Genomic DNA, 6,934 nt, shown 5'->3' with positions numbered 1-6,934 from the left:
TCTTGCACGGCCAGCGAGGCGCCGAACTGCGCACCGCCGGTCAAGTTGTCGTGGGTGATGCGGTCTTGCTCGACCCAGGCGCCGCTCTCCTCGTCGTAGTCAAAAGCAAAGACAACGCCGCGCTCATGCCCGGGGGCACTCACAAACACGGTGCCCTCGTGCACGGCTACGCTGTTGCCGAAGTTGGCCCGGTCGTCGAGTTCGATTCCTTCTGTGGAGATGCGGCTCTGCTGCCAGGTGTCGCCATCGTTCCAGAACACGACAGCGGCCCCTTTGCGATCATCATGGGCCGTGGCGCCCGCTACGATCAGATCGCCGGCGTGGGCAACGCTACTGCCAAACCCGTCGAGGGTGTCAGCCGGGGTCATCGCGTGGGTCTGTGCCCACGCTCCGTCTTCCTGGCTAAACAGATAGATGGCTCCGAAGGGCTCGGCGGTGGGGGCCGAGATCGCGAGCTGGTCAGGTCCAACAGCGATGGCACTTCCGAATCCGTCGCCTACTGTGCCGTTTTCGGCACGTAGGCGAGCCTGTTCGACGTATGTGCCGTCAGCATCGGGGCCGAAGACGTATACGAGGCCGGGCGTATGCAACATGTCGGGCTCACCGGCCACAACCAGGTCGCCGTGTACGCCAAGCGCACGGCTAAATCCGTCGGCAGCAGCGCTACCTACCGTCCCAAATGCGGAGGACTGTGCAACGGCTGACGGACCGCCCACGAGCAGGAGCACGCTGCATAGATAAAGTAAAAGTCGATTCATAACGAGTCGGTCAGAGCAAAGAAACGATGGAACGAAAAACAGATCGGGGCTTCACGTAGAGCTGCCCCCAGGCACAACGCAGAGCGCGTGCAATAAATGATTGTGTGCGACGCAAAAGCGATACGCGACCACCTAAGGGATATACACCGAAGTGTTGATCAGGTTACATACGCCGCTTTCACACTTCAGTTATAGGCAAACCCACGCGAAAAGTTTAGCGTGATTGGGGGCTGTGTTATCAAATGCTGTATGCAGATGTGAACAGTTTGCGAGAGGAACAGAGCCTTTTCAGCACACGTTACGCCTCCGTAGCTATCCAGATAGGTCCACGCGCTGTGCTCAAGGCCGGTCCGTGGTGTTTATTTACTCTTGTCTTTTGCTGTCGACCTGCTGTCTATGTACCGTTCTGCGTATCGTTCTGCCTGCGCCATGCGCTATCTTGTTATCGGGGTTGCCCTGTGCGGCCTGTTCCTGGCCGCGTGTTCAGGGAGCCAGCGCGTTGTGCACAACTCTGCTGAGGAGGCATACCAGAAAGCCTCTGAGCTGTTTGAGGAAGGCGACTACGAAACCGCTATCCAGTATTATCGCGGGGTTTTTCAGTACGGACGCGGTACGGAGTGGGCGCCGAGTGCGCAGTTCATGCTGGCTCGTGCCCACGAAGAGCGTGGCGAAAATCTGATGGCAGCGACCGAGTACAACCGCTTCACGCAGCTCTACCGCAACCACGAGCGGCTTCCCGAGGCCGAGTACCGCCGCGCCCTCATGTACTACAACGAGTCGCCGCATTACAAGCTCGACCAGACCGACACGGAGCGCGCACTGGCAAACTTCCGCCTGTACATGCAGCGCCATCCCAACGATGAGCACGTTGATGATGCGCAGGCGAAGGTGCAGGAGCTACGCAATAAGCTGGCCCGCAAGCAGTTTGAAGCAGGCGAGCTGTACGAGCGGCGCCGCATGTACCGCGCAGCAGCGTTCACGTACGAGAGCGTCTTCGACCAGTACCCCGACAGCGACTACGCCGATCAGGCGCTGCTTGCCTCCATCCGTACCTACATCGAATATAGCGACCGCAGCGTCCCGCAGCGTCAGGCCGAGCGTCTTGAATCAGCCATCGCGAACTACGAGCGGCTCACGCAGGTCTTCCCCGACAGCCCGCTCTTGGGCGATGCCGAGCGTCAGTACGAGCGTGCCCAGTCGCGACTTGAGCGCATCCGTGAGCGCGAAGACGAGCAGATCGCGCAAGACACGCCATAGCTTCATGTCTTAGCGGTGTCCCCGTAGCCGCCTCTTCCTTCGGTCCGGCACACGCCCGCGCTTTCCCGTTCTGTGTGCTGGGCCTTGCCTGTTTTTGTATCGTATCGCTTGCTCCTGCGCGTTCATGCACGTAGCCCTTTTCGGTGGATCGTTTAACCCTCCGCATGTTGCCCACCTTATCGTTGCCGAGGTGGCGCGCGACCAGTTCAGCTTCGACGCCGTCTGGTGGGTTCCCAACGCAACGCCTCCGCACAAGGAGAACAGCGCACTCGCCCCAGCTGCCGATCGCCTGGCCATGACGCGCGCCGCGATTAAGGGGCATGACGGATTCGCCGTCTGCGACATCGAGATCGAGCGGCCCGGCGTGTCGTACACGATCGATACCGTACAGGCGCTTCATGAGCAGCATCCCGACACCACCTTCTCTCTTCTTATAGGCAGCGATAGCCTCGACACGTTTCACACCTGGCGCGAGCCGGCCGCCATCGCCGAGCTTGTGGACCTGATCGTGTACAAACGGCCGGGCGGACTGGACGCTGTGGCGCAGCCTGCGTTTGCAAATCAAGCCCACTACGTTGCCGCCCCCATGCTCGAAGTATCGAGCACCGAGATCCGCCAGCGCTGCCAGAGCGGACGCTCCATCCGGTACATGGTGCCAGAAGCGGTTCGGCAGTACGTACGCGCCCATGGGCTCTACACCGCCTGAACGCTTCCTGACCTGCCCGTCTTCCGGCCCTCTCTCCGCTGCTGAACCGACTCTGCATGGCTGATCTTGCTTCGCTTCGCAATCGTGCTGCGCGCCTGGTTATGGTGCGCATGGGATCGCACCTTTCTCCTTCGCGCACAGCCACCGACGACTACGACCGGATCGCTGCGCTGGCTGCACGCTATCCGATAGGCGGCGTGCTGCTCTTCAACGCGGCCTGGCCGCAGTGCGCCGACACGCTGGCTGCCCTTCACGACAGCGCCTCGGCGCCGCTTCTTGTTGGGTCTGATATCGAGCGCGGCGTGGGGCAGCAGGTCGACGGAGCCACGCGCTTCCCCCATGCGCTGGCCTGCGGACATGCCGGCCGCCGCGCCGTTGAGGTGCTGGCGCGCATTACCGCGCTGGAGGCACGGGCGTGTGGCATCCACTGGGCCTTTGCACCGGTAGCCGACCTGCGCAACGAGCCCCGCAACCCGATCATTGCCAACCGGGCCTTCGGCGATACCCCCCAGTCGGTATCCCGCCACGTAGATGCGTTTATACGCACCGCACAGGCGCACGGACTTGCCACTACCGCCAAGCATGCGCCCGGACACGGACGCACCACGACCGACTCGCACGTCGATCAGCCTCGCGTATCTGCCGATGCCGATACGCTGGCCGCCACCGATGCACGTCCCTTTCGCGCGGCCATCCGTGCCGGCACCACAGCCCTCATGACCGCGCATGTCGTCTATCCGGCGCTCGACGCAGAGACCCGCCCGGCCACCGCCTCGCCTCCCATTCTACGTGACCTCTTTCGCACGTCGTGGGGCTTCGACGGACTCGTTGTGTCCGATAGTCTGCTCATGGATGGCATCGATGCCTCAGGGCAAGATGCCGGTGCACAGGCCGCTGCACTGGTGGATGCGGGCGTCGACATGCTGCTCGATCCGCCTGATGCCGAAGCGGTTATTGACGGCCTCGCCCGCGCCGTGGCCAGCGGCACGCTCGATGAGCGTCGCCTCAACGAAGCCGCCACACGCGTTGAGCAACTCGCGTCCTGGATCCAGCAGACCCGCCCTTCGGGACTCGCACCCGACCCTGACCTGCGCGATGTCGTGGGGCAGCAGCTGCACACGCGAGCAGCGCATGCCATTGCCGCCGAAGCCATCGACCTGTCTCCAACGCGAAGCACAGCACTGCCGCGCCCGCTTGGCCCCGCCACAGACACCCTGGTGGTACGCTGCTCGGCGCGTCCCTCTCAGACCGACGACGACCAGGCGCTGCGCGACGCGCTGGCCGAGCACGGTGCAGCCGCCAACTACACCGCCTGCCCTGCCGATGCTGCGCTGGTGCGTTGTGTGGAGGCAGCGAACCGCATCCACCAGGCCGACCAGGTGGTGGCACTGCTGGCCGTTGAGCCGGCGGCCTGGCAGGACTTCCGCCTCGCCGATGCCCATCGCCCCGTCGTAGACGCGCTGCGTGCGCATCCACAGGCCCTGATCGTGGCCACGGGCAGTCCGCATGTGCTCGATGCGTTTTCGGATGCGTGGACCCGTGCCGCCACGTACAGCGACAGCCCCGCGTCGCAGCGCGCCCTGATCGAGCGTCTGTTTGGGACTGCCGGCCGCTCCGGGCCGTAACGAATCCCCAACGCAGCCCCGACCAACGAACTCTGGTCGGATTCAGCCTGTTTGGTGCAGTGACGTTCATGCTTCCCCTCACCAGCTTCCTTTGATACTATGGCCGCCGTAGAATCGAACATGCGCGCACTGGGCACGAAAGCGCCCGACTTTGACCTGCCGATTGCCAATCCCGGAGTCGACGACCTGCACGGCGTTCGCCGGTCGCTCAGCGACTACAGCGACGCTCCTGTGCTCGTTGTGATGTTCATCTGCAACCACTGCCCATACGTGCACCACGTCGAGCCCTCACTCATCGAAACGGCCCAGACCTACAGCGAAAAGGGCGTTCAGTTTGTGGCGATCTGTGCCAACGACGCCGAGCGCTATCCGGATGACGGCTTCGAGCGGATGACGGAGCGCGCCCGCGAGAAAGGGTATCCGTTCCCCTACCTGCAAGACGAAGACCAGACCGTGGCGCAGGCGTACAATGCCGCGTGCACGCCCGACTTCTACGTGTTCGACGACGAACGCACGCTTGTTTATCGTGGACGCTACGACGAGACGCGTCCCAACCAGGGTACAGCCCACGGGGGCGACCTGCACGAGGCGCTTGATGCAGCGCTTGAAGGCACCGTGCTCCCTAAAGAGGAGCAGCATCCTTCCATCGGATGCAGCATCAAGTGGAAGCCTGGACGCGAACCAGCCTCTACCGCCTGACCTCCAGACCGGCCCGCTCGCTGCTCTCTTTCCTTTGCCCTACGTCCTTATGTTTGACGGACGCGGCTTTTCCACCTGGCCCCTGGCTACGCTGGGGGCCGCTCTTATGGCCTCCTTCTTTCTGCTTATCATGACGCTCATGGAGGCTGCCCTTGGCAACCCCGCGCAGATTACACGGGCTGGCATCAGCGTTACCGCTGCTGCGTTCTTTGGTTACCTGGGCGTGGTCTTTTATCTGTGGCATACCAACGACGAGGAGGCCGAGCAGCATTAGCAAGCAGCGGTGAACGCATGCGCATTCCAGAGACGAAATGCCCCCCATGAAGCTCTAAGCTGTCGTTACGATCGTGGTCTGTGGCGCGCCTGCATGGGTAGACGTCTCTGTTTTCGTTGGATGCGCCCCCTCTGTGCGCTATGCGACCGCTTTTCCTCGCTTTCGCTGCATTCGTGCTTGTGTGCAGTCCAGCCCATGCACAGCCGCCCCTCCCAGACCGCTACCCTTCAGCTTCGCTGTCTACGCAGGCGGTACCCCAGGATCTGCAGTCGCTTGCTGCTACCGATCTCTCACGCGACAGACGATGCCGAGAAGATCCTGTGGCCTGTATCGGCGGGGTCGTAGTCGGTTGGCTTCTTGCTCCGGTGTTCCGCTTTATCGGCACGCATATCGTTTCCGAAACGCAGCTGTCGAACACATGGGGCAGCGCCTCCGCGATTGGACTGCGCGTTGGACGAACCGTTCGATACGAATCGTCATATCGTCCACTCGTTTTTCCGTATGTGGCCGCAGGCATGCACGCCCAGCAGCGCGACACCCCCCGTCCGTTTGGGTTCGAGACAGAGACGGTGTTTTTTGAGAGCGCCGTTGGGCTCCGTACCAACCTGGATACATGGCATCCTGAAGCGCCCACATGGGTCGAGCGGCTGCACGTCAAGGCCGAAGCCCAGTGGCTACACAGTGGCAACACGCGCGATCAGCTCTGGATTGAAGCCGCGCCCGGCATAGCGGTGCTGCAAGGCCCATCGACGATGCGTTTGCACCTGACTGCCGCTGTGGCCGTGGCAGGCGACCTACGCACCACCGTCCGCCCCGGAATCGGGCTGGAGGTGCTGTGGTAGAGGGGAAAGCTGGACGCGCTATGCGTCGAGTGCTTCTGTATCGTAGCGCATTTTAGTGAGCACGGCATCGTCAGTCACGTAGTAAATATATCCATCGCGAACGTAGAAGGCGGATCCTGGTGCTCCCAAGTCGATCGTCCCCACGAGCTCACCGCTTTGGTTCAGCACAAACACCGTCTGTTTCAGTTCGTCGGTCACGGACCCACCTTTCACGAAAACGTGCCCGTTGTCGATAGCCAGTCCGCCGATGACGCTGCCCGACGGTATTTCTGAACGCATGGTTGCCAGCGTTTCCACTTCAATCTCCGGCTCGTCTTCAATGGGAAGCTCAACGGCAATGTGCGATTCAGATCTGGGCGACGTATTTATAACTTCAATCACGTTGCGAAATGAGTAGGCAAACACTGCAACATCCCCGTGACTACGTAGGACACCAATGTTTCTCCAGAGTCTGCCCAATTCCTCTTGATCTTTCAGCTCAAGGAACGGAGTGAACTCTTGTGTATCTTCGTCAAGCACACGCAGTCTGGTTGATACATACGTTTCTCCTTGCTCCCTGTCTACTTCCATCTCCATGACGGGAAAAATGGTTTCGCCGTTCATGAAAGAAAAGTTGAGACTGCCAATGTTTTGCGGAATATCTATTGTCTTAAGAAATGACAGGTCTTCATCAAATACCGACACAGAACGTGTGCGCGTTGCTTCTCCCACATACAGCTTATTGTCATGATGCTCCACAAATTGAGGGCCATATTCAAACTCACCGGGTCCCT

At 61.2% G+C, this 6,934-nt stretch carries 7 protein-coding genes and 1 pseudogene; 6 read left to right on the top strand and 2 right to left on the bottom strand.

What is annotated here, in order from left to right; translation table 11 throughout:
* A pseudogene (locus PPP56_RS08285) lies at window positions 1-758 on the bottom strand (hypothetical protein); the annotation flags it as partial.
* Between the two features lie 429 nt (window positions 759-1,187).
* On the opposite strand from PPP56_RS08285, the gene PPP56_RS08280 reads away from it, so the two are divergent.
* From PPP56_RS08280 to PPP56_RS08255, 6 genes are all read left to right on the top strand, one after another.
* Complete coding sequence (locus PPP56_RS08280; protein WP_353563573.1) at window positions 1,188-2,015, top strand: outer membrane protein assembly factor BamD; 828 nt, start codon at window positions 1,188-1,190, stop codon at window positions 2,013-2,015.
* A 124-nt stretch (window positions 2,016-2,139) separates the two neighbouring features.
* The gene (gene nadD, locus PPP56_RS08275; RefSeq protein ID WP_353563572.1) at window positions 2,140-2,721 is read left to right on the top strand and encodes a nicotinate (nicotinamide) nucleotide adenylyltransferase; all 582 of its coding nucleotides are present in this window, start codon (window positions 2,140-2,142) and stop codon (window positions 2,719-2,721) included.
* Between the two features lie 56 nt (window positions 2,722-2,777).
* The gene (locus tag PPP56_RS08270; RefSeq protein ID WP_353563571.1) at window positions 2,778-4,346 is read left to right on the top strand and encodes a glycoside hydrolase family 3 N-terminal domain-containing protein; all 1,569 of its coding nucleotides are present in this window, start codon (window positions 2,778-2,780) and stop codon (window positions 4,344-4,346) included.
* A gap of 99 nt (window positions 4,347-4,445) precedes the next feature.
* The gene (locus PPP56_RS08265) at window positions 4,446-5,045 is read left to right on the top strand and encodes a thioredoxin family protein (protein WP_353563570.1); all 600 of its coding nucleotides are present in this window, start codon (window positions 4,446-4,448) and stop codon (window positions 5,043-5,045) included.
* Between the two features lie 49 nt (window positions 5,046-5,094).
* Window positions 5,095-5,319 carry an ABC transporter permease gene (locus PPP56_RS08260; protein ID WP_353563569.1) on the top strand — a complete coding sequence of 75 codons (225 nt, stop codon included), beginning with the start codon at window positions 5,095-5,097 and terminating at the stop codon, window positions 5,317-5,319.
* A gap of 140 nt (window positions 5,320-5,459) precedes the next feature.
* Complete coding sequence (locus PPP56_RS08255) at window positions 5,460-6,161, top strand: hypothetical protein (RefSeq protein WP_353563568.1); 702 nt, start codon at window positions 5,460-5,462, stop codon at window positions 6,159-6,161.
* An 18-nt stretch (window positions 6,162-6,179) separates the two neighbouring features.
* On the opposite strand, the gene PPP56_RS08250 is transcribed toward PPP56_RS08255, so the two are convergent.
* On the bottom strand, window positions 6,180-6,934 hold a 755-nt coding region (locus PPP56_RS08250; RefSeq protein WP_353563567.1), incomplete at its 5' end, for a hypothetical protein.

The organism is Longimonas sp., assembly GCF_040409695.1.
Lineage (GTDB): Bacteria > Bacteroidota > Rhodothermia > Rhodothermales > Salinibacteraceae > Longimonas.
This window is presented reverse-complemented; position numbering and strand designations above follow the sequence as displayed.